This window comes from uncultured Tateyamaria sp. (genome assembly GCF_947503465.1).
In the GTDB taxonomy this organism is placed as follows: Bacteria; Pseudomonadota; Alphaproteobacteria; order Rhodobacterales; family Rhodobacteraceae; genus Tateyamaria.
In genome coordinates, this window is sequence record NZ_CANNDN010000001.1 from 1,021,515 (window position 1) to 1,041,436 (window position 19,922).

At 64.6% G+C, this 19,922-nt stretch carries 19 protein-coding genes; 11 read left to right on the forward strand and 8 right to left on the reverse strand.

Annotated elements, in window-relative coordinates:
• Window positions 1-151: 151 nt before the first annotated feature.
• The 3 genes from Q0844_RS05240 to Q0844_RS05250 form a co-directional block, all read right to left on the reverse strand.
• Complete coding sequence (locus Q0844_RS05240; RefSeq protein WP_299042810.1) at window positions 152-1,186, reverse strand: betaine/proline/choline family ABC transporter ATP-binding protein; 1,035 nt, start codon at window positions 1,184-1,186, stop codon at window positions 152-154.
• Between the two features lie 2 nt (window positions 1,187-1,188).
• Complete coding sequence (locus Q0844_RS05245) at window positions 1,189-2,223, reverse strand: ABC transporter permease subunit (protein WP_299042811.1); 1,035 nt, start codon at window positions 2,221-2,223, stop codon at window positions 1,189-1,191.
• Between the two features lie 73 nt (window positions 2,224-2,296).
• Window positions 2,297-3,262, reverse strand: coding sequence for a glycine betaine ABC transporter substrate-binding protein (locus Q0844_RS05250; protein WP_299042813.1), 966 nt, complete (start codon window positions 3,260-3,262; stop codon window positions 2,297-2,299).
• A 236-nt stretch (window positions 3,263-3,498) separates the two neighbouring features.
• On the opposite strand from Q0844_RS05250, the gene Q0844_RS05255 reads away from it, so the two are divergent.
• The 7 genes from Q0844_RS05255 to Q0844_RS05285 all read left to right on the forward strand — a co-directional run bounded on the left by Q0844_RS05255 (window position 3,499) and on the right by Q0844_RS05285 (window position 9,001).
• Window positions 3,499-3,870 carry a hypothetical protein gene (locus Q0844_RS05255; protein WP_299042815.1) on the forward strand — a complete coding sequence of 124 codons (372 nt, stop codon included), beginning with the start codon at window positions 3,499-3,501 and terminating at the stop codon, window positions 3,868-3,870.
• Entirely contained in the window at window positions 3,867-4,940 is a 1,074-nt protein-coding gene (locus Q0844_RS05260; protein WP_299042817.1) for a Rieske 2Fe-2S domain-containing protein, read from the forward strand. Before Q0844_RS05255 ends, Q0844_RS05260 begins: the two co-directional genes overlap by 4 nt.
• Window positions 4,937-5,692 carry a hypothetical protein gene (locus tag Q0844_RS05265; RefSeq protein ID WP_299042818.1) on the forward strand — a complete coding sequence of 252 codons (756 nt, stop codon included), beginning with the start codon at window positions 4,937-4,939 and terminating at the stop codon, window positions 5,690-5,692. The genes Q0844_RS05260 and Q0844_RS05265 overlap by 4 nt, the downstream gene beginning before the upstream one ends.
• The gene (locus Q0844_RS05270; RefSeq protein WP_299042819.1) at window positions 5,689-5,952 is read left to right on the forward strand and encodes a hypothetical protein; all 264 of its coding nucleotides are present in this window, start codon (window positions 5,689-5,691) and stop codon (window positions 5,950-5,952) included. Before Q0844_RS05265 ends, Q0844_RS05270 begins: the two co-directional genes overlap by 4 nt.
• Before the next feature lie 79 nt (window positions 5,953-6,031).
• On the forward strand, window positions 6,032-7,039 hold the full coding sequence (locus tag Q0844_RS05275) for a hypothetical protein (RefSeq protein ID WP_299042820.1): 1,008 nt from the start codon (window positions 6,032-6,034) through the stop codon (window positions 7,037-7,039).
• A gap of 151 nt (window positions 7,040-7,190) precedes the next feature.
• The gene (locus Q0844_RS05280; RefSeq protein WP_299042822.1) at window positions 7,191-7,607 is read left to right on the forward strand and encodes a hypothetical protein; all 417 of its coding nucleotides are present in this window, start codon (window positions 7,191-7,193) and stop codon (window positions 7,605-7,607) included.
• Between the two features lie 101 nt (window positions 7,608-7,708).
• The gene (locus Q0844_RS05285; protein ID WP_299042824.1) at window positions 7,709-9,001 is read left to right on the forward strand and encodes an O-acetylhomoserine aminocarboxypropyltransferase/cysteine synthase family protein; all 1,293 of its coding nucleotides are present in this window, start codon (window positions 7,709-7,711) and stop codon (window positions 8,999-9,001) included.
• Between the two features lie 88 nt (window positions 9,002-9,089).
• On the opposite strand, the gene Q0844_RS05290 is transcribed toward Q0844_RS05285, so the two are convergent.
• Window positions 9,090-9,767 (reverse strand): SIMPL domain-containing protein, encoded by a 678-nt coding sequence (locus Q0844_RS05290; protein ID WP_299042826.1) that lies wholly within the window; start codon window positions 9,765-9,767, stop codon window positions 9,090-9,092.
• 161 nt (window positions 9,768-9,928) lie between these two features.
• Here Q0844_RS05290 and Q0844_RS05295 point away from each other — a divergent pair, with 161 nt between their 5' ends.
• Window positions 9,929-12,514, forward strand: a complete 2,586-nt coding sequence (locus Q0844_RS05295; protein WP_299042828.1) for a hypothetical protein — start codon at window positions 9,929-9,931, stop codon at window positions 12,512-12,514.
• A gap of 207 nt (window positions 12,515-12,721) precedes the next feature.
• On the opposite strand, the gene hppD is transcribed toward Q0844_RS05295, so the two are convergent.
• Window positions 12,722-13,816, reverse strand: a complete 1,095-nt coding sequence (hppD, locus tag Q0844_RS05300) for a 4-hydroxyphenylpyruvate dioxygenase (RefSeq protein WP_299042829.1) — start codon at window positions 13,814-13,816, stop codon at window positions 12,722-12,724.
• A gap of 137 nt (window positions 13,817-13,953) precedes the next feature.
• Here hppD and Q0844_RS05305 point away from each other — a divergent pair, with 137 nt between their 5' ends.
• Window positions 13,954-14,409, forward strand: a complete 456-nt coding sequence (locus tag Q0844_RS05305) for an Lrp/AsnC family transcriptional regulator (RefSeq protein ID WP_299042831.1) — start codon at window positions 13,954-13,956, stop codon at window positions 14,407-14,409.
• 125 nt (window positions 14,410-14,534) lie between these two features.
• Entirely contained in the window at window positions 14,535-16,421 is a 1,887-nt protein-coding gene (locus Q0844_RS05310; protein WP_299042833.1) for a cation:proton antiporter, read from the forward strand.
• Window positions 16,422-16,877: 456 nt separating this feature from the next.
• Here the strand turns inward: Q0844_RS05310 and cobT are convergent, their stop codons facing one another.
• The gene (gene cobT, locus Q0844_RS05315; RefSeq protein WP_299042835.1) at window positions 16,878-17,885 is read right to left on the reverse strand and encodes a nicotinate-nucleotide--dimethylbenzimidazole phosphoribosyltransferase; all 1,008 of its coding nucleotides are present in this window, start codon (window positions 17,883-17,885) and stop codon (window positions 16,878-16,880) included.
• A gap of 71 nt (window positions 17,886-17,956) precedes the next feature.
• On the opposite strand from cobT, the gene cobS reads away from it, so the two are divergent.
• Window positions 17,957-18,718 (forward strand): adenosylcobinamide-GDP ribazoletransferase, encoded by a 762-nt coding sequence (gene cobS, locus Q0844_RS05320; protein WP_299042837.1) that lies wholly within the window; start codon window positions 17,957-17,959, stop codon window positions 18,716-18,718.
• A 67-nt stretch (window positions 18,719-18,785) separates the two neighbouring features.
• Here cobS and Q0844_RS05325 read toward each other — a convergent pair whose 3' ends face one another.
• Window positions 18,786-19,298, reverse strand: a complete 513-nt coding sequence (locus tag Q0844_RS05325; protein WP_299042839.1) for a CarD family transcriptional regulator — start codon at window positions 19,296-19,298, stop codon at window positions 18,786-18,788.
• A 287-nt stretch (window positions 19,299-19,585) separates the two neighbouring features.
• Entirely contained in the window at window positions 19,586-19,921 is a 336-nt protein-coding gene (gene fdxA / locus Q0844_RS05330; RefSeq protein ID WP_299042841.1) for a ferredoxin FdxA, read from the reverse strand.
• Between the last annotated feature and the right edge of the window lies 1 nt (window position 19,922).

Genomic DNA, 19,922 nt, shown 5'->3' on the forward strand with positions numbered 1-19,922 from the left:
GTGTGGAAGATCGGCAGGTTCACGCGAAATTTGATCGCCCAGCCGCGACATCCGCTGCCGCATGGCACGCCCGCCGGGCCGGACGCAGCCCCGATCACGACTTGTCCTGCGTCAAGATTCGGCAGTTTTGTGCATATGGCGCGCGGTGCCGCTAGGACCTGCGCCCGGACGCGACCCGGGGCACAAGCGCCCGCACCAGATCGGCCATGTGCAACTGCCCGACCACGGTATCACCTTCGCACACGCGGTAGGTGTGGTTGGTGTCCCCGTCCGACAGCGCGATCACGTCTTCCAGCGTCGCGGTGGCGGCCACGTCGCCCTGGCAGGTCTGACCGTCATGGGCGGTCATCACCGACCGGACCCGCAGCACGCGGGCGCGGTTGATGTCGCTGACAAAGTCTTCGATATAGGGGTCGGCGGGGCGCAGCAGGATGCCCTGCGGCTCGCCCTGTTGCACCACGGCGCCATCCTTGAGGATCACGAGGTGGTCGGCCAGTTTCAGCGCCTCGTCCAGATCATGGGTGATAAAGACGATGGTCTTGTGCAGTTCCTTTTGCAGTTCCAGCAGCAGGTTCTGCATGTCGGTCCGGATCAGCGGGTCGAGGGCCGAGAACGCCTCGTCCATCAGCATGATGTCGGTGTTGGCGGTCAGCGCGCGGGCGATGCCGACGCGCTGCTGCATCCCGCCCGACAGTTGCGAGGGATAGCGATCCTCGAACCCTTCAAGCCCCACGCGCGCCAGCCATTTGCGCCCCTCGCTGTCGCAGGTGGCCTTGTCCGCGCCCTGCACGCTCAGCGGCAGCTGCGCGTTTTCCAGCACCGTCTTGTGCGGCAACAGGGCGAATTTCTGGAACACCATCGACATCTGTTTCTGGCGCAAGCTGCGCAGCGCGCCCTGCCCCAGCGTCATCACGTCCTGCCCATCGACAAGGATTTCGCCCGCCGACGGGTCGATCAGGCGGTTCAGGTGCCGGATCAGCGTCGACTTGCCCGATCCCGACAGGCCCATGATCACCGTGATCTCGCCCGGCTGCATGTCGACGTTGATGTCGCGCAGGCCCAGCACGTGTTTGTGGCGTTCCAGCAGCGTGCCCTTGTCCATGCCTGCCTTCACATGGCGGACCATGGCCGCATCGTCGGGACCAAATATCTTGTAGAGCCCGCGCAGGGACACCTTGGCGGTCATCGTCAATGCTCCTTCCGGCCGGTGTCGACACGGGCCAGGGCCGCCTTGGACACCCGGTCAAGGATCACGGCCAGCAGCACGATCCCCAGACCCGCGACAATCCCCACGCCCAGTTCCAGGTTGCGGATGCCGCGCAGGACCAGCACGCCAAGGCCGGGGGCGGACACGAGGGACGCGATCACCACCATCGCAAGGCTCATCATGATGGTCTGGTTCACGCCCGCCATGATGTTGGGCAGGGCCAGCGGCAACTCCACGCGGCTGAGTTTTTGCCATGCGGTCAGGCCAAAGGCGTTGGCCGCCTCGATCACGTCGCGGTCCACGAGGCGGATGCCCAGATCGGTCAACCGGATCACCGGCACGATGGCGTAAAGGATGATGGCAATGCCATAAAGCTTTGATTCCGTGACGGAAAACAGAAAGATCAGCGGGATGAGATAGACGAAGGTCGGCAGGGTCTGCAACAGGTCGAGGATGGGCACTATGGTGCGTTGGGCGGTGTCGGATTTCGACATGCCGATGCCGATGGGCACGCCCAGCAGGACCGACAGCCCGGTGCAGACAAAGACGATGGCCAGCGTCTGCATCGCGACCTCGTAATGGTCGATGAACCCGAAGAACAGCAGCACGGCGGCCACGAACCCGGTCACGGATTTCGACCGGCTCACCCAGTAACTCAGCAGCAACAACGCGGGGATCATGACCCACCACGGCGCGCTCTCGAACACCCAGAGCGTGCCGTCCAGCATCCACGACAGCGGTTGCGTGATGGGATCTAGGGCGAATTTCAGCTCGGACCGGATCGACAGGAACCCCTGTTCAATCCCGGCGGTCAGATCGCGGGTCTGGCCGATGCGCCCGCAGGCCTCGTGCAGCACGTCCAGCGATGGGAAGGGCAAGCCGCCCGTCTCTGCCGCCGCGTCGTCGCCGCCCGCCTGGGCCAGAAGTTGCGCCATGGACAGGGGCGCGTCTTCCTTGCCCACATCGCACCAGTCGCGCAGGCCAAGGCCGTCAATCACCCCGTCATAGGCTGCCATGTCGTCCCCTCACGTTTCTTGATCTTGCGCCCGGCGGGGCGAGGTGCGCCGGGGTCAGCCCCCGGCGCGCGCCTTATTGCAGCAGGGCCGACAGGTTGCCGCGCGCGTCGTCGTTCAGCCAGCTGCCCCAGACATCCTTGTAGGTCGTCAGGAAATAGACAGCCGCCTCTTCGTTGGACGCCTCGTTGGCCTCCTGCCAGGCCAGAACCTCGCCCATCTGGGCGTTGGTGAAGGTCAGGTTCTGCATCAGGGCGGCCGCTTCGGGTTCGCGGTCGACAAAGGTCTGGGTCGCCGCCGTCACCACGTTCGACACCGGATAGGACGACAGGCCGGGTGTGGCGCAGTCTTCCAGACCGTTGCAGGTGTGGGTGTCGGCGTCATAGGCGGGCATGTCGACCTGCACCATCGGGTACTTGCCCAGAACGGATGTGGGCGCCCAGTAGTAGCCGAACCACGGCTCCTTCGCCTCGTAGGCGGCGGCAATCGCGGTGGCGAGGGTTTCGCCCGACCCGTGCTGGAAGCGTTCGACGCCCGCATCGGCCAGCCCTGCGGCCTTGAAGTTGTTGTGGTTGGTGATGTCACAGCCCCAGCCCGACGGGCAATCGTGGAACCGGCCCCCGACCAGCTGCGGGTTGGCCTTGATCCCTTCAAGCGTTTTCAGCTCGGGGTGTGCTTCGGCCAGGTAATCGGGGATCCACCAGGCCTCGACCCCGCCATCGGACAGGACCTTGGACATCTCGACCAGCTTGCCCTCGTCGCGCAACTCTTCGTAGACCTCGGTATAGCTGGTCCACAGTTCGGTCAGGATGTCAGGTTCGCCCGTTTCGGCCACGGACGCCATGGCGGGCACGGTGGTGGTGGGCACGACGGTGACGGAACAGCCATAGCCCTGCTCCAGCAGGAACTTGGCGACGTTGGTCACGACGGCGGCGGACGCCCAGTCCATTTCGGTGATCGACACCTCGCCACAGTCGGCGGCGGCGATGGACGCAACGGACGTGCCCATCATCAAAGTGGCGGCAAATGCGAGTTTTTTCATGTGTTTGCTCCCTGTTCTGGCGGCATTTTCGCAGAATATGGCCCAAGTGATAGACCCAAACGGGCCGGAACTTACAGTCCAATTTCGATCCGGGCCGCAGGATATCGGCGGGACGACGCGCGGGGCCGATCACAATTTCGCACTGTCACGCACAATGGACAGTTTTGACTTGGGTCTGACGCGGTCGGCTTGTTAGGATCATCCCGGAACGACCGAAGCCGCAAGGAAGACACGACATGGACGTGGCACAGGCCCTCGTGATGGCACTGCAAACATGGGGGATGATCGGCGCGCTTGTGGCCGCCGTTTTCCTGACGATCGGAATTGACCGCATCGACGAAGACGCGCGCGGCGCTTATATCTTTCGCCCGCTGCTGATCCCCGGCGTGTTGCTGATCTGGCCCCTTGTGCTGTGGCGCTGGTGGCAGATCGAAACAGAACGCGCCGCCTGGGCCGCCCGCTATCGTCCGGTCCGCGCCTCTTATGGTCTGGCCGTCGCGCTGATGAGCATCGGCATCGTCGTCATCGTGATCACCGGCCTGAGCGTGCGCCAGACCTGGCCCGCCGACGCAGCCCCTGTGCAATTGTCCGAAGGGGCCAGCCAATGAGCGTCAAGTACATCCCCGTTCAGTGGAACCCGAACAAATGGATCTATGATGCCGTGATGCTGGCGGGTGTGGCCGCGTTCCTGTGGGTGTTCCTGTACCTGACCCCCGGTGTGCTCAGCCACGAGCGCCCGATCAACCCGCAAATCCACAATGCCCGCGCCTTTGGCGCCTGTGCCTTTGTCATGCTGACCGTGATCCTGTGCATCGGCCCCGCCGCGCGGCTGGACCCGCGGTTCCTGCCCCTGCTCTACAATCGGCGCCATTTCGGTGTGATGACGGCCTTTGTCGCGCTGACCCATGCGGGCTACATCCTGAACTGGTACTTCAATTTCTCCAGTTCCGACAAATATGTTGGCCTGCTCTATGCCAATTCCAGCTTTGGGCAGATCGCCGGATTTCCTTTTGAACTGTTTGGCATCTTTGCGTTGGTTTGCCTGCTGATCCTGGCGGCGACATCCCATGACTTCTGGCTGAAATTCCTGACACCGCCGGTGTGGAAGCGGCTGCATTACCTGATCTATGCCGCCTATTTCTCGGTCGCGGCGCATGTGTCGCTGGGCATCCTGCAGGACCAGCAGAACCACGTGTTCACCGCGCTGTTCATCGCGGGTGCGGGTGTCGTGATCGTTCTGCACCTGGCCGCATGGTGGCAAGAACGGGCCGAGGCCGCCGCCAAGGATGGCGCCTGGGCCGAGGTGGCCCGTGTGGGCGATTTCCGCGAAGGCTTTGCCAAGATCGCCAAGCTGGCCAGCGGCGACCGCGTGGCCGTCTACCTGATGGAGGGCAAGCTGAGCGCCATTTCCAATGCCTGCGCCCACCAGAACGGGCCGTTGGGCGAGGGCAGGATCATCGACTGTCTTGTGACCTGTCCGTGGCACGGGTTCCAGTATGATGTGCGCACGGGCCGCTCGCCTGCGCCCTTCACCGAAAAGGTGCCCACCTACCGCGTCCGCATCGTGGACGGCATGGTCGAAGTGCATCCCGACGCCAACCCGCCCGGCACCTATGTCGAGCCTGTGCCCCTGCCAGCCCCGGCCCCCGAGCCGCCCGAGGAAGGAGCCCCGGCATGAGCGAGAAACCGTTTTTCGTCGGCTACGCCCCCGCGCCCGGTCCGCTGCGGACTTTTCTGATCACCGCCTGTGCGCTGCTGATCGCGGGCCTTGGGGCTGCGGGCTTTCTGATGGGTGCCACCCAGGACGACCCCGGCCCGGGCGCCTTCCGCTTTGACTATGGCCGCCAGACGGTGACGGGCGTAGTCGAGATGACCCCGTATCCCGTCATCCACGTGGTCGAGGGCAATGACCGGATCAAACCGGGCGACAGTTTCATGATGACGGCGGGTGGCAAATCCGGCGTCGATGGCCGTGCCATGCCGCTTGACGGGCAACTGGCGCAGGTGTCGGGTATCGTGCTGGAGCGCGGCGACCTTTACATGATGCAGCTGCGCGGGGGCCGGAACGGCATTCAGGCCGCCGAGGGAGACGCGCCCGAGATCGTGCCGGAACCGAAAGGGCGCTGGCAACTGACGGGCGAGATTTGCGACGGCAAATGCCTGGCCGGGGCCATGCGCCCGGGCCGTGGCCTTGCCCACAAGGCCTGCGCCAACCTGTGCCTGCTGGGCGACGTGCCGCCCATCTTCGTGTCGACCCAGCCTGTCATGGGCGAGGAATTCCTGCTGGTCATCGGCCCGGACGGCACGCGCCTGCCGCGCGAGGCCTATGATTACGTGGCCCAGTTCATCACCGCCGAGGGCGAGATCACCAAACATGGCGACCTGCTGATCTGGGAGATTGACGTGGACAGCATCGAGGTGACGGAATGAAACGCATCCTCTGGCTGGTCATTGCCGCCCTTGCCGCCGCGATCCTCTTCTATGTCTCGCGGTTCTGGTATCTGCGGCTCTGGCCGCGCGACGGCCTTTTCGGCATCGACGCGCTGCGGCCCCAGGGCGGTCTTGTGGGCCAATGGCTGCGCGGCACGGATTTCGCCCCGTTCGAACTGCTGATCTGGGCCATCGGCGCGTTCTTGATCCTGACGGTCCTGCAAAAACTGTACGATCTGCTGAACCCACCGCCAGAATGACCGATCTTCGGTCTTTTGCGATACACGCCTGCCGCGTATAGTGCCGCAAAACCGCGAAAACGCAGACCTACAGGCACCCATGGCACGCAAGACCAAGAAAACGGCCCCCAAGACGTTCAACATCGCCCTTGTCGGGCAAGCGGGGCGATTGGGGTACGAGGCCCTGTTGTTCATGGCGTCGCTGCGCGCCAAAAGCCCCGGGTTCAAGGGTCGCATCCTGATTGCCGAACCGCAGCCCGGCCCGCTCTGGCCCAAGGACCCGCGCATGTCGGGTGATGTACGGGACGCGCTGACTGCCCTTGGCGCTGAAATCGTGCCGTTCCACAACCGGCATTTCGGCGACGCCTATCCCTATGGCAACAAGATCGAGATGCTGACGGCCCTGCCCAAGGGCGCACCGTTTGTGTTCTTCGACAGTGACACGCTGGTGCTGGGCGATCTGGCCAAGGTGCCGTTTGACTTTGACTATCCCTCTGCGTCGCTGCGGCGCGAAGGCACCTGGCCGCAGATCGAGCTGTATGGCCCGGGCTATACCGAAATCTGGAAGTCGCTGTATGACCGTTTCGATCTGGATTTCGAAAGCAGCCTGGACCTGTCCGAACCCGACGAATACTGGCAGCGCTACCTGTACTTCAACGCGGGTTTCTTCTTTGGCGCCTGCCCGCATGCCTTTGGTGAACGGTTTCTCCACTACGCCCTGTCCATCCGCGACGACGCCCCGGGCCCGTTGGTGTGCCAATCGCTGGACCCCTGGCTGGACCAGGTGGCGCTGCCCCTGGTGATCCATGGACTGGGCGGCGGGCGCGACAGTGCCGTCCATGGCCATCTGGATGGGGATGTGACCTGCCACTACCGCTTCTTCCCGCTGCTTTACGCCCGCGAAAGCGAGGCGGTCATCGCCACGCTGGAAGAGGTTACCGCCCCCAACAAGATCAAGAAGGTGCTCAAGGGCTATGACCCGATCAAGCGCATGGTGTTCCAGGGGCGCGGGGCCAAGGTGCGGGCGCTGTTTGACCAGGACGACATGCCGCGCCGCGAACAGGCCATCCGCAACCGGATCAAGTCCAACGGGTTCTGGATGCGCTGACGCCCCCCGTGACGCTGCGTCATCGGGACGCGATGACCATTTTGAGACGTTTGAGGTCGTTTTTCCCCTTACGCTAGGGCACGCCGGTTATTATTTGACCAGTCAATAAAACTTCAACCCCAACATTCGAAAGACTGAGATGCCACAGTCCATGGAACGTTTTTTGACGCAACTTTCGCACGCCTTCTGCAACGACGCGCTTTTGCAGTTGGCGCAGAATTTCACCTATCCCCTGCCGCTTTACACGGAAGGCGAATTGTTGGTCTTTGGCGCGCCCAGCGCGCTGGTCGAGGCGCTGTCGCATTATCGCGACGCCGCCCGCAAGGCCGACATCACCCGCATCACGCCGCGGGTCATCGCATCGGGGCTACCGCACAAGGGGTACTCGAACCTGTGGGTGGAATGGGACCATTTCGACAGCGCCGACCGCCTGATCTGCAGCAGTCAGGTCCGCTATGCGGTGTTTCAGGACAAGATGGCGCTGTCGCCCAGGATCGAAATGATCGACTACAAGGCACTTGGGTTCCCGGAAGTGTCCGACGCCCTGCCCCTGATGAAGTCCGCGTGAGGGCGCACCCTGCCCTTGCCCCCCTCGGCGCCATTGCCTAACCATGCAGGCAATGACAGTGACCCGGCGCATCCCGCGCGCCGCAGGTGGGAGAGACAGACATGACCGACGGCCCCAAATACGGCTTTGACACCCTTCAAATTCACGCGGGCGCCCGGCCCGACCCGGCCACGGGCGCGCGCCAGACGCCGATCTACCAGTCGACCGCCTTTGTCTTTCGCGATGCCGAACACGCCGCCGCGCTCTTCAACCTGCAAGAGGTTGGCTACATCTACTCGCGCCTGACCAACCCGACGGTGGCAGTGTTGCAGGAACGTGTCGCCACGCTCGAAGGGGGCGTCGGTGCCGTCTGTTGTTCGTCGGGCCATGCGGCCCAGATCATGGCGCTGTTTCCCCTGATGGCGCCGGGCCTGAACGTGGTGGTGTCCACCCGTCTTTATGGCGGCACGGTCACGCAGTTCAGCCAGACCATCAAACGCTTCGGCTGGGAGGCGACCTTTGTCGATTTCGACGATCTGGACGCGGTGAAAGCGGCGATTGATGACAACACCCGCGCCGTGTTCTGCGAGGCCATCGCGAATCCCGGCGGCTACATCACCGATCTCGACGCGATTTCGGCGATCGCGGATGCTGCCGAAATCCCGCTGATCGTCGACAACACGTCCGCCACGCCGTACCTGTGCCGCCCCATTGAACACGGGGCCACGCTGGTGGTGCATTCGACCACCAAGTACCTGACCGGCAACGGCACTGTCACCGGCGGCGTGGTCGTGGACAGCGGCACCTTCGACTGGTCCGCCAATGACAAGTTCCCGTCGCTCAGCGCACCCGAGCCCGCCTATCACGGCCTCAAGTTTCACGAGGCATTCGGTCCGCTGGCCTTCACCTTCCACGGCATCGCCATCGGTCTGCGCGATCTGGGCATGACGATGAACCCGCAAGCGGCGCATTACACGCTGATGGGCACCGAAACCCTGTCGCTGCGCATGGACCGGCATGTGGAAAACGCGGTCAGGATCGCCGAATGGCTGGAGAAGGATGACCGCGTTGACTACGTCACCTATGCGGGCCTCAAATCCTCGCCCTACTATGACCGGGTGGCCAAGATCTGCCCCCGTGGCGCGGGTGGGCTGTTCACCTTCGCGGTCAAGGGCGGCTATGACGCCTGCGTCAAGCTGGTGAACGCGCTCGAGATCTTCAGCCACGTGGCGAACCTGGGCGACGCACGGTCCCTGATCATCCACTCGGCGTCCACAACGCACCGGCAATTGACGGTGGACCAGCAACGCGCCGCAGGGGCCGCGCCAGAGGTGGTCCGGGTGTCCATCGGGATCGAGGACGCCGACGACCTGATCGCCGACCTTGACCAGGCGCTGTCCAAAGCGGTGAGCTGAGCCGTTTCAGACCGGGCGCAGGGTCAGACACCTGCGCCCGCAATGGGGCAAAGCCCCTCCAATCTGTCGTCGCGCAGCGGCCTTTGCATCACGGCTCCAGCGCGAACTCCATCGACACCGTGGCGCGGATCGTCACCTCACCCGCTGCAATCGGCACATCCGCCGCACGCGCGGCAAACAGCTCGGGACGCGGGCCACCCGCGCCCCCTTCGCTCAACCTCAGCACCGGACCCAGGGTCAGGCCCGCCGCCGCACTCAACTGTTGCGCCTTCTCCAGCGCCTCCCGCACTGCCGCCGCACGCGCCTCCGCCTCGGCCGCGCTCGGGTCCTGCACCTGAAAGGACAGACCGTTGAACGTGTTGGCGCCCGCGTCCAGCACCTTGTCCAGCACCGCGCCCAACCCGTCCAGATCGCGCACCCGCACCGTCACCATGGTGCGCGCCTCAAACCCCGTGATCGTGCGCGGCCCGCTCGCGCGCGTGTCCCAGACCGGCCCGACACTCAGTTGCGACGTCTGGATATCCCGCGCCGCAACGCCTTCGCCCCCCAGCACGTCAATCAACGCCCTAGCATCCGCACCGACCTTGGCCATCGCCGCCCCGGCGGTCTTGTCCACATGCACAACACCCAAAGAGATCACGGCCATGTCCGGCACAACCGCCACCTGCCCTGCGCCCGACACCGACAGGACAGGCGGGGCGGTCTCGGCCCAGGCCCACCCAACCAGCAAAGTCCACGCAATTGCACTGAATACGATCCGCCTCATGGCACGCTCCCTGTCCAAGATGCCCCCACAGTGCCTTTGGCTGCGACGACGGTACACCCCCATCACACGGCTTTTTCTTTGCATGGGCAAAGACCTGCTTTATTCTTTGCCTAACCACTCTTTGTGTTCCGTTTGGGGCATCCACTTGCTATGGGCCGATCATGAAGCCTGAATTCGCGCTTTCCTTGTCATTCGACGGGATCCGTCTGCTGCACCGCGCGGCAGGGGGCTGGCACGCGGTTGGATCGGTGGATGTCGGGACGGCCAACCTGAACAAGGACCTCGGTGCCCTGCGCAAAAAGGCGCACGCGGTGAAGACCAAGCGGGTGCGGACCAAGCTGATCATTCCCGATGACCAGATCAAGTACCTGACCATCGACACCGGCGACGTGGACGACGACGCCCGCCGCGACGCGGCGCGGATCGCCCTGGATGGCGCAACGCCCTATCCCGTGGACGCGCTGGCCTTCGACATCTCGACCGAAGGGGCCAGGACGCATATCGCCGCCGTCGCCCGCGAAACCCTGACCGAGGCCGAAGCCTTTGCCGTGGAACATAAATTCCATCCGGTCAGTTTCGTGGCGGCGCCGGAGGGTGACGGGTTCCTGGGCGAGCCGTTCTTTGGCCAGACGGCATATGCCGTCAATGTTCTGCCTGACGGCGCCAAGGTCGAACCCGATGGCATCCGCGTCGTGGTCGTCGCGCCACCAGACCCGGATCCCGAACCGGCCGAGACAGCGGAGACATCCGAAAGCGAACCGCAAAAGGACGCGGCCCCGGCACCGGACCCCGCCCAGGACGCGACACCGGCGGCACAGCCGGACGCCGCACCACGTCCGAAGCCGCAACTCCTTGAGAACCCGGTTGAGCCCGATCTCGCGGCCAAACCGGACGCAACGCCGGACGCGGCCCCCAAGGACGACGAACAGCCCGACAGTGGCCCCGCCGCCCCGGACCAGGACCCGGACACCGACCCGGACCCGGCAGAGGATGTGGACGGTTCGGCCCTGATGGGCTTTGCCACGCGGCGGCGCGCCAATGGGGGCACGGCCGCGCCCTTGGGCGGCGTCACACGCGATCCACCCGCCAGGAAACCTGCCGCGCGTCTGACAGTCGGCGATGCGCCGGCGGATGCCGACACGCCCACGCCCGTCCTCAATCCGCAACAGGCCGCCGCCGAAAGCCTGCGCGCGGCCCCGCCGATTGCCGCACTTCCCGACGATCCGGTCCCGCCCCCGGTGGACAAGCCGGCGGACAAGGGGGGCTTCCTGTCGCGGCGCAAACCCAAACGGGTGCCGCCAGCGCCGCCCGCAGCCTCGGGCGCCCGCGCCGCGCGCACCGCGCAACCGGCCCCTGCCACCGGCGCCACGGCTGCCGAAGCGCAGCGGATGACCGTGTTCGGTGCACGCGCCGATGTGCAGGTCGGTGGCAAACCGCGCTTTCTGGGCCTGATCCTGACGGCCATCCTGCTGGTCTTTCTGGCCGGTGTGGCCGCCTGGGCGTCCGTCTTCCTGGATGACGGGCTGGCCAAGCTGTTTCCAAAGCGCGAACGCACGCTGGCCTCGACCCTGCCTGCGGATGCCGTGGACGCGCTGGCCGAAGACGTGGGCGCGACAATCGACCTTGAACCGACCGGCGACAGCGGAGACGAATTGATCGTCGCCTCGCTGAATGAAGGGCTGAGCGACGGGCTGACGGCCGAAGACGCCGCCGTTCTGGACGCGCTGCGCGACCCGCAACCGGACCCCGCCGCCCAACAGGAACTGGACAAGGCCGCGCTCGAAGCACGCTATGCCGTCACCGGCATCTGGCCCCGCGCGCCACAGACACCGCCGCCGCCCACGGACCTGATCCAGCTGGAAGACCTCTATATCACCGGCATCGATCCGATCAGCCCCGCGCTGGATGCCATCGCCCTGCCGGGCGCGGACAGCTTTCTGACCGATGTCGCCCTGCCCGACGTGACCTCGCCCCCGGCGGCGGGCACGAATTTCGCCTTTGACGAAAACGGGCGCATCGTGCCCACCGAGGACGGCGCGCTCAGCCCCGATGGGTTCACCGTGTTCCTGGGCCGCCCGCCCGTGGAACCACCCGCAGATGCACGCCAGCAGGCCGAAGAGACCCCGGACACGCAAACGGTCCCCGATGCGGCAACCCGGCAATTGGCGGCACAGCGCCCGCGCGCGCGGCCTGCGGACCTTGTTGAACAGAATGAACGCGCCACCCTGGGCGGTCTGTCCCGATCGGAACTGGCACTGTTGCGGCCGCGCCTGCGCCCCGCCGCCCCGCAAGAGGCCGAAGTGCCGCAGGACGTGGACGAACCTGACCTGGCAGAGGCCGAAGCCGCCGCCACGATCAGCCCGCTGGCGGCCGCGCAATCCTACCGGCCCCAGACCCGGCCCGGCAACTTCGACCGGATTGTCGCCCGCGCCAGCCGCGCAGAGCCCACGCCTGCGCGTGTGGCAGCCGTTGCGCCGCGCACGGTAACGCCGTCAATCCCGTCATCGGCGTCCGTCGCGCGCGAAGCCACCGTGCGCAACGCCATCAACCTCAGCCGCGTGAACCTGATCGGGGTCTACGGCACGCCGTCCAACCGCCGCGCGCTGGTGCGGTTGAAGAACGGACGCTACCAAAAGGTGAAGGTGGGTGACCGGTTTGATGGCGGACGGGTGTCGGCCATCGGCGACAGCGAATTGCGCTATCAAAAGGGCAACCGGAACGTCGTACTCAAGATGCCCAGCGGGTGACACCTGCACGCCCCCCGGCGCGCATCACACCGTCGGGTGCGCATCCCCTGCGCGCCATGCGCGGGACGGTCTGCAAAATCGGTGCGCAATAAATGCGCACCCTACGCCCCCCCGCGCATCACTCCGTAGGGTGCGCATTCACTGCGCACCACCACGCCCATCTCACCACGCCCATCTCACCACGCCCATCTCACCACGACGACAAAATCACTCCGCCGCCAATTCCCCACTGTTGATCTGCTCCTGTTCGATGCTCTCGAACAGCGCCTTGAAATTCCCCTCGCCAAACCCGTCATCGCCCTTGCGCTGTATGAACTCGAAGAAAATCGGCCCGATCACGGTTTTCGAGAAGATCTGCAACAGGATCTTGGTCTCGCCCCCATCCACAACGCCTTCGCCATCAATCAGGATGCCGTGGCGCTTCATCCGGTCAATGGGCTCGTCATGGCCCGCAACCCGCTCTTTCGACAGGTCATAATAGGTGTCCGGCGGGCCCGGCATGAATTTCAGCCCATTGTCCGCAATCGCATCCGTACTGTCATAGAGGTCATCAGACCCCACCGCGATGTGCTGGATGCCCTCGCCATTGTACTTCTTCAGATACGCCACGATCTGCCCCGTCTCGCCCCGGTCCTCGTTGATCGGAATGCGGATACGGCCACAGGGCGACGTCAACGCGCGGCTGAACAGCCCCGTAAACTTGCCCGCGATGTCAAAGAACCGGATTTCGCGAAAGTTGAACAGATCGCCATAGAACCGGAACCACGTGTCCATGTTCCCCTTGTGCACATTATGCGTCAGGTGATCGAGGTAGAAGAACCCGACGCCGCGCGGCTTTGACTGGGCCAGCCAGTCGTATTCATCGTTATAGGGCGAGGTGTCGTAATACTGATCCACAAAGTAGATCAGGCTGCCCCCGATCCCGTAGATCGCGGGCACATCCAGCACCTTGCCATCGCCCTCATAGGGCTTGGCCCCCAACTGCACCGCCCGCTCGAACGCGTGGTCCGCATCCACGACGCGCCATCCCATGGACGGCGCACAGGGCCCGTGTGCATCGGCGAACCGCGCCCCGAAACTGCCCGCCTCGGCATTCAGGACATAGGTGACGTCCCCCTGCTGCCACAGCTCGATATCCTTGGTCTTGTGCCGCGCCACCTTCTGATAGCCCATGCGCGCAAAGAGCGCGCGCAATTCCTCCGGCTCGGGATGCGCGAACTCGACGAATTCAAACCCGTCCGTGCCTGCCGGATTGTCGGCGGTGATGACAGATTTCGGTGCGCTGTGCGGGAACGGGCCCATGGGACATCCTCCTTGAGACGGGGTTGCACCTGATATGGGGCCTGATCCGCGCGGTGACTGCGCAAAATTCAGCACATACCTTCCAATTCATGCGGACTTCCCGCACAGTTTCGCAAAATTCCAGGAAACCGCCGCACATGCTCGATTCCCTCGACATCCGCCTCCTCTCTGCGCTGCAAAAGAACGCCCACCTGACAGCGCAGGACCTCAGCGATATGCTGCACCTGTCGCCCAGCCAGGTGGGGCGCCGCCGTCAACGGCTCGAGGCCGACGGATACATCGAAAGCTACATCGCCCGGCTGGATGCCAAAAAGCTGGGGCTGACGGTGCAGGGGTTCGTGCAGGTGCACCTGTCCGTGCATGGCCCCGAACACGCCAACAGCTTTGCTCGGCTGATCCACTCGCAACCCGAAGTGACCAGCGCCTGGACCATGACAGGGGATGCCGATTACCTGCTGCGGGTCTACTGCGCCGACCTGTCGGCCCTCAACACACTGATCCACGAGGTGCTGCTGCCCCACCCCGCCGTGGCGCGGGTCCAAAGCCAGATCGTCATGGATCAGCTGAAACGCGACGGGCCCTTGCCGACATGAACGGCAATCGCGCACATCGCTGACATCATTCCGGTTTATCCCACGCTGCGGGGCCACGTCGCCTTGTAATTCCTCCGGGCTCAGGCATCCTGAGGCCCAAGACCACTCCCGCAAAAGGTCCCCCCATGGAAAGCTTCCTGTACCAAGCCTCGATCTACCTCGCCGCCGCTGTCATCGCGGTGCCGCTGGCGGCACGGCTCGGGCTGGGATCGGTCCTGGGCTACCTTGCTGCGGGCATTGCCATCGGTCCCGTGCTGGGCCTTGTCGGGGCCGAAACCGAGGATCTGCAACACTTTGCCGAGTTTGGGGTGGTGATGATGCTGTTCCTGATCGGTCTTGAACTCGAACCCAGGGCGCTCTGGGACATGCGGCACAAGCTGCTTGGGCTGGGCGGCATGCAGGTGCTGCTGTCGGCGCTGGCGCTGATGGGCGTGGCGATGGCCTATGATCAACCCTGGGGCGTGGCCCTTGCCATCGGCCTGACGCTGGCGCTGTCCTCGACCGCGATCGTCCTGCAAACCCTGTCTGAAAAGGGGTTGATGCAGACCAGCGGCGGGCGATCCGTGTTCTCGGTCCTGCTGACGCAGGACATCGCCGTGATCCCGATCCTCGCCTTCCTGCCCTTGCTGGTTGTGACGCTGCCCATGCAGATCGGCGCCGACGGATCCATCATCCGCGCCCATGGGGGCGATCATGGCGGCGATCACGGCCACCACGGCGCCGCGATGAGCCTGGTTGACGGCCTGCCCGCATGGGGCGTCACGCTTGTGACCATCGGCGCAGTCGGTGCGGTCATTCTGGCAGGCGTGTTCCTGACGCGCCCCGTCTTCCGCTTCATCCATGCCGCCCACCTGCGCGAGATGTATACCGCGCTTGCCCTGCTGATCGTGGTGTCGATCAGCTTTCTGATGATGCTGGTGGGCCTGTCGCCGGCCCTTGGCGCGTTCCTTGCGGGCGTGGTGCTGGCCAGCTCCGAATTCCGGCACGAACTGGAATCGGACCTCGAACCGTTCAAGGGCCTGCTGCTTGGCCTTTTCTTCATCACGGTGGGCGCGGGGATCAACTTTGATCTGCTGTTCGAAGACTGGCCCGCCCTCGTGTCGATGGCGTTGCTGGTGATCGGGATCAAGGGCATCGTGCTCTACTGTCTTGCCGTGACGTTCAAGATCAAGGGCCGCGACAGCTGGCTCTTTACGCTCGGCCTTGCCCAGGCGGGCGAGTTCGGCTTTGTCCTTGTCGCCTTCTCGGTCGGTCAGGGTGTCATCCCGCAGGACGTGGCGGAAACCCTGCTGCTGGTGGTTGCGCTCACGATGCTGATTACCCCGCTTCTCTTCATCCTCTACGAATTGCAGTCGCGCCGCATGGGCGATGCCGGGATCGAGGTCGAAGCAGATGAAATCGACGAAGACGGCCCTGTCATCATCGCCGGGATCGGACGGTTCGGGCAGATCGTGAACCGGCTCTTGCAGGGCTCCGGCTTCAACACCGTGGTGCTGGACCATGACATGGAAACGATCGCGCTGATGCGCCGCTTCGGGTTCAAGGGGTTCCTGGGCGATCCCAGCCGCCCCGACATCCTGCACGCCGCAGGCCTCGACACGGCGCGGGTTCTGGTGGTGGCGCTGGACAACAAGGATGCCGCCACGCGCCTTGTCGCCTATGCGCGCAAGACCCGGCCCGACATTCACATCATCGCCCGCGCCTATGACCGGGTGCACACCTACAGGCTCTACCAGGCGGGGGCCGACGATATCGTCCGCGAGATGTTCGACAGCTCCCTGCGCGCCGGGCGCTATGCGCTGGAACGGCTGGGCCTCACGGATTACGAAGCGGCCGAGGCCGAACGGGTGTTCTACGCCCATGACCGCGACGCGGTGCGGCAACTGGCCGAAGTCTGGGATCCCAATATCCCGGCCTCGAAGAACGACGCCTATGTGGAACGTGCCAAGACACTGGAAAAGTCGTTGGAGGCGGCGCTGTCCGAACGACAGGACGAACCCAAACGGGCCTGAACTTGCGCCGTCGGCGTGTGTGCCGTGGCAGGATCACGCCCGGATGCTCCACGGTGTGGCTGACAGCTTTTGCATGCAAAAGCAGTCCTTGCCACCGATTGCGCCCGCCTGCGCGGTCGTGCACGGCTTGCGCCCGGATGCTCCACGGTGTGGCCGACAGCTTTTGCACGCAAAAGCAGTCCTTGCCACCGATTGCGCCCGCCTGCGCGGTCGTGCCTGGCCTGCGCCCAGATGCTCCACGGTGTGGCTGACAGCTTTTGCAGGCAAAAGCAGTCCTTGCCACCGATTGCGCCCGCCTGCGCGGTCGCAATCTCTTTGCCTCGGAGCCGCCTTCGCTTGATCTTCAAGAGACAGGGGCAATGGCTTTGCCTGGGTGAGCCCGAAGCGAAAACCGTCTCGGGGTCGGTGGGTGGGCGCCTTTTGCGCGCATGCGCAAAACAGGGCACCTGCCGCCCCTCACCCGTCCGACACGCCCGCCTCGGCAAAGGTCGCCATGCCCGAATGGCACGCGATCGCGCCTTTGAGGACACCAATCGCCAACGCCGCACCCGAGCCCTCGCCCAGCCGCAGTCCCAGCGACAGGAGCGGTTCCTTGCCAAGCGCGTCGAGCATCCGCCCATGCGCACCTTCGGCACTTTGATGTCCGGCCACCACGTGGTCCAGCGCACCGTCCTGCGTGCGCGCCAGACAGGCCGCAGCGGCCGTGCAAATGAACCCGTCCATGATCACGGGGATCCGCAGGCTGCGCGCCCGGGCGATGGCGCCGGCCATCCCCGCCAACTCGCGCCCCCCCAGACGCATCAGGACGTCCAGCCCGTCCGTCGCCACCCCATGCAGCGCCACCGCGTCGGCCACCACCTGCGTTTTCAGGGCCAGCGCCGCGGCCCCGACCCCGGTGCCGCGCCCGGTCCAGTCCGCCGCATCGCCCCCAAAAAGGCGCGCGGCAATCGCGGCGGCAGACGTGGTGTTGCCAATCCCCATCTCGCCCACGACCAACAGGTCCGCGCCGGGGTCAACGGCATCCCAGCCGGCGCGCAGGGCCGCGACGACCTCACCTTCCGTCATGGCCGGGCCCTTGGTGAAATCCGCGGTCGGCTGATCCAGGTCCAACGGCACCACATCCATGCGGGCGCCAAAGGTCCTGGCCAACTGGTTGATCGCCGCCCCACCCTGTTCGAAATTCGCCACCATCTGCACCGTCACTTCGGGCGGAAAGGCGGACACGCCCCGCGCCGCGACACCGTGGTTGCCCGCAAACACAATGACTTGCGGCGCGTCCAGGTCGGGCCGCGGCGTGCCACGCCAGCCCGCATACCATTGCGCCAGGTCTTCGAGCCGCCCCAGGGCGCCGGGCGGTTTGGTCAACTGCCCGTTCCGCGCGGCAGCGCCCTCAAGGGCGGCCTGATCGGGGTCCGGCATCCCTGCCAGACGGGCGCGCAGCGCATCCAAACTGTCGAAGCTCATGGGTCTTGTCCTTGCCTGTTGGTGCATCGGTCTTTACCCAATCGTGACGCACCCGCAAGTCAGGACCGGACATGGCGCAGAAAGATAACGACATCAGCCCACCGGGGCGGCTCTGGGACATTCCGGCCGCATGTGTGCTGCTGACGCGCCTGCCCCTGCCCGCGCTGCCCGATCATGCCTTTGCCAACGGGGCCCGCGCGGTCTGGGCCTATCCGATTGTCGGTGCGGTGCTGGGGATTATCCTGTCGTGCCTTGATTTCCTCTTCAGCGGCGCGGGCCTGCCGGACATCGCCGTCGCGGGCCTGCTTCTGGGCGCGCTCTTGCTGCTGACCGGGGCCCTGCATGAGGACGGGCTGGCCGACAGCGCGGATGGGCTTTGGGGCGGCCACGACCGCAACCAGCGGCTGGAGATCATGAAGGACAGTCGCATCGGCGCCTATGGCGTGCTCGCGCTGATCGTCGTGATGGGCCTGCGCTGGGTGGGCCTTGCCGAGGTGCACTGGACGGGCATCATCGCCGCGCTGATGCTGAGCCGCGCGGCCATGCCGCCGCTGATGCTGGCCCTGCCACATGCGCGCAGCGGTGGCCTGTCCCATGGCGTGGGCGCGCCGGGATTGGGTGAGGTGATCATGGCGGTGCTGATCGGGGGGATCGGGGCCGTGGTCCTGGCAGGCGCGGCGGGGCTGGTCGCGGCGCTTGTCGCAGGTGGTGTGGCGCTGCTGATCGGAGCGGTCGCACGGGCCAGGATCGGCGGGCAGACCGGGGATATTCTGGGCGCGACCTGCGTGCTGAGCGAAGTGGCCGTGCTGCTGACGCTGACCACCTGGGGCTGAAAAAAGAAACGTGTCCCCGCGGGGACACGTTTGGTTTCAACGACTTGCGATTTTCGTTAACCGGATTTTAAGCAGCAATCCGGCTGCTGAGCACGTCGTCCACCTCTTTGGCGGCGGCAATCTCGTCCCCGCCGGACACGGCGGCCACTTCACGGGTCAGGCGTTCCAGGGCCGCTTCATAAAGCTGACGCTCGGAATAGCTTTGTTCGCGCTGATCATCGGTGCGGTGCAGGTCGCGGACGACCTCTGCAATCGCGATCAGGTCGCCCGAATTGATCTTTTGCTCGTATTCCTGCGCCCGGCGGGACCACATCGCCTTCTTGACCTTGGCCTTGCCCTTGAGGGTCTTCATCGCCTGGCTGATGACATCGGGGCTGGAGAGTGCCCGCATCCCGATCTCGGTCGCCTTATTGGTGGGCACACGCAGGGTCATCTTGTCCTTTTCAAACGTGATGACGAACAGTTCCAGCTCAATGCCGGCCACTTCCTGCTTTTCCACCGACGTGATCTGGCCCACGCCATGGGCGGGATAGACCACATATTCGTTGGGGCGGAAGTCGAGTTTCTTAGATTTTGTCATTCCTGATCCTCATAACGACGCAGGGCGCGCCCATTTTTGACAGTCAAAACCGCATCAGGCGGGGCAGGTGATGCCACGTCTTGGTGCGGTTCAGGTCAAGATTTCATTCAGACCGGTCAGTGGTGCGACGGGTCCGGGCAGCGTCCATCTGTCTGTTGTTACATAAATATAGCACAAAAATCAGGGATTCGGAAGTTTACCTAAAGGAAAGTTCCGGAAACCCCTGTTTTTCCAAGCCAAATCGTCTCGATTATGCGTACAGGAACGGGTGCGGACCCGATTCGACCTTACCCGCCCTCGCCCGCATTTTCCGAGAACAGCTCCATCTTGCCCGGCTTGCCGTCCATCTCCTCGGCGGTGGGCAGCGGATCCTTCTTGGTGATGATGACCGGCCACATCTCGGAATATTTCCGATTGAACTCGACCCATTTTTCCATGTCCGGTTCCGTGTCCGGGCGGATGGCATCCGCGGGGCATTCGGGTTCACACACGCCGCAATCGATGCATTCGTCCGGGTGGATCACCAGCATGTTCTCGCCTTCGTAAAAGCAGTCCACAGGGCAGACTTCGACGCAGTCGGTGTATTTGCAGGCAATGCAGGCATCGTTGACGATATAGGTCATG

Excerpts from the sequence above, each read along its gene's own strand:
- Q0844_RS05240 (WP_299042810.1), bottom strand. The coding sequence starts at position 1,186 with ATGACCGCCAAGGTGTCCCTGCGCGGGCTCTACAAGATATTTGGTCCC.
- Q0844_RS05245 (WP_299042811.1), bottom strand. The coding sequence starts at position 2,223 with ATGGCAGCCTATGACGGGGTGATTGACGGCCTTGGCCTGCGCGACTGG.
- Q0844_RS05250 (WP_299042813.1), bottom strand. The coding sequence starts at position 3,262 with ATGAAAAAACTCGCATTTGCCGCCACTTTGATGATGGGCACGTCCGTT.
- Q0844_RS05255 (WP_299042815.1), top strand. The coding sequence starts at position 3,499 with ATGGACGTGGCACAGGCCCTCGTGATGGCACTGCAAACATGGGGGATG.
- Q0844_RS05260 (WP_299042817.1), top strand. The coding sequence starts at position 3,867 with ATGAGCGTCAAGTACATCCCCGTTCAGTGGAACCCGAACAAATGGATC.
- Q0844_RS05265 (WP_299042818.1), top strand. The coding sequence starts at position 4,937 with ATGAGCGAGAAACCGTTTTTCGTCGGCTACGCCCCCGCGCCCGGTCCG.
- Q0844_RS05270 (WP_299042819.1), top strand. The coding sequence starts at position 5,689 with ATGAAACGCATCCTCTGGCTGGTCATTGCCGCCCTTGCCGCCGCGATC.
- Q0844_RS05275 (WP_299042820.1), top strand. The coding sequence starts at position 6,032 with ATGGCACGCAAGACCAAGAAAACGGCCCCCAAGACGTTCAACATCGCC.
- Q0844_RS05280 (WP_299042822.1), top strand. The coding sequence starts at position 7,191 with ATGGAACGTTTTTTGACGCAACTTTCGCACGCCTTCTGCAACGACGCG.
- Q0844_RS05285 (WP_299042824.1), top strand. The coding sequence starts at position 7,709 with ATGACCGACGGCCCCAAATACGGCTTTGACACCCTTCAAATTCACGCG.
- Q0844_RS05290 (WP_299042826.1), bottom strand. The coding sequence starts at position 9,767 with ATGAGGCGGATCGTATTCAGTGCAATTGCGTGGACTTTGCTGGTTGGG.
- Q0844_RS05295 (WP_299042828.1), top strand. The coding sequence starts at position 9,929 with ATGAAGCCTGAATTCGCGCTTTCCTTGTCATTCGACGGGATCCGTCTG.
- hppD (WP_299042829.1), bottom strand. The coding sequence starts at position 13,816 with ATGGGCCCGTTCCCGCACAGCGCACCGAAATCTGTCATCACCGCCGAC.
- Q0844_RS05305 (WP_299042831.1), top strand. The coding sequence starts at position 13,954 with ATGCTCGATTCCCTCGACATCCGCCTCCTCTCTGCGCTGCAAAAGAAC.
- Q0844_RS05310 (WP_299042833.1), top strand. The coding sequence starts at position 14,535 with ATGGAAAGCTTCCTGTACCAAGCCTCGATCTACCTCGCCGCCGCTGTC.
- cobT (WP_299042835.1), bottom strand. The coding sequence starts at position 17,885 with ATGAGCTTCGACAGTTTGGATGCGCTGCGCGCCCGTCTGGCAGGGATG.
- cobS (WP_299042837.1), top strand. The coding sequence starts at position 17,957 with ATGGCGCAGAAAGATAACGACATCAGCCCACCGGGGCGGCTCTGGGAC.
- Q0844_RS05325 (WP_299042839.1), bottom strand. The coding sequence starts at position 19,298 with ATGACAAAATCTAAGAAACTCGACTTCCGCCCCAACGAATATGTGGTC.
- fdxA (WP_299042841.1), bottom strand. The coding sequence starts at position 19,921 with ATGACCTATATCGTCAACGATGCCTGCATTGCCTGCAAATACACCGAC.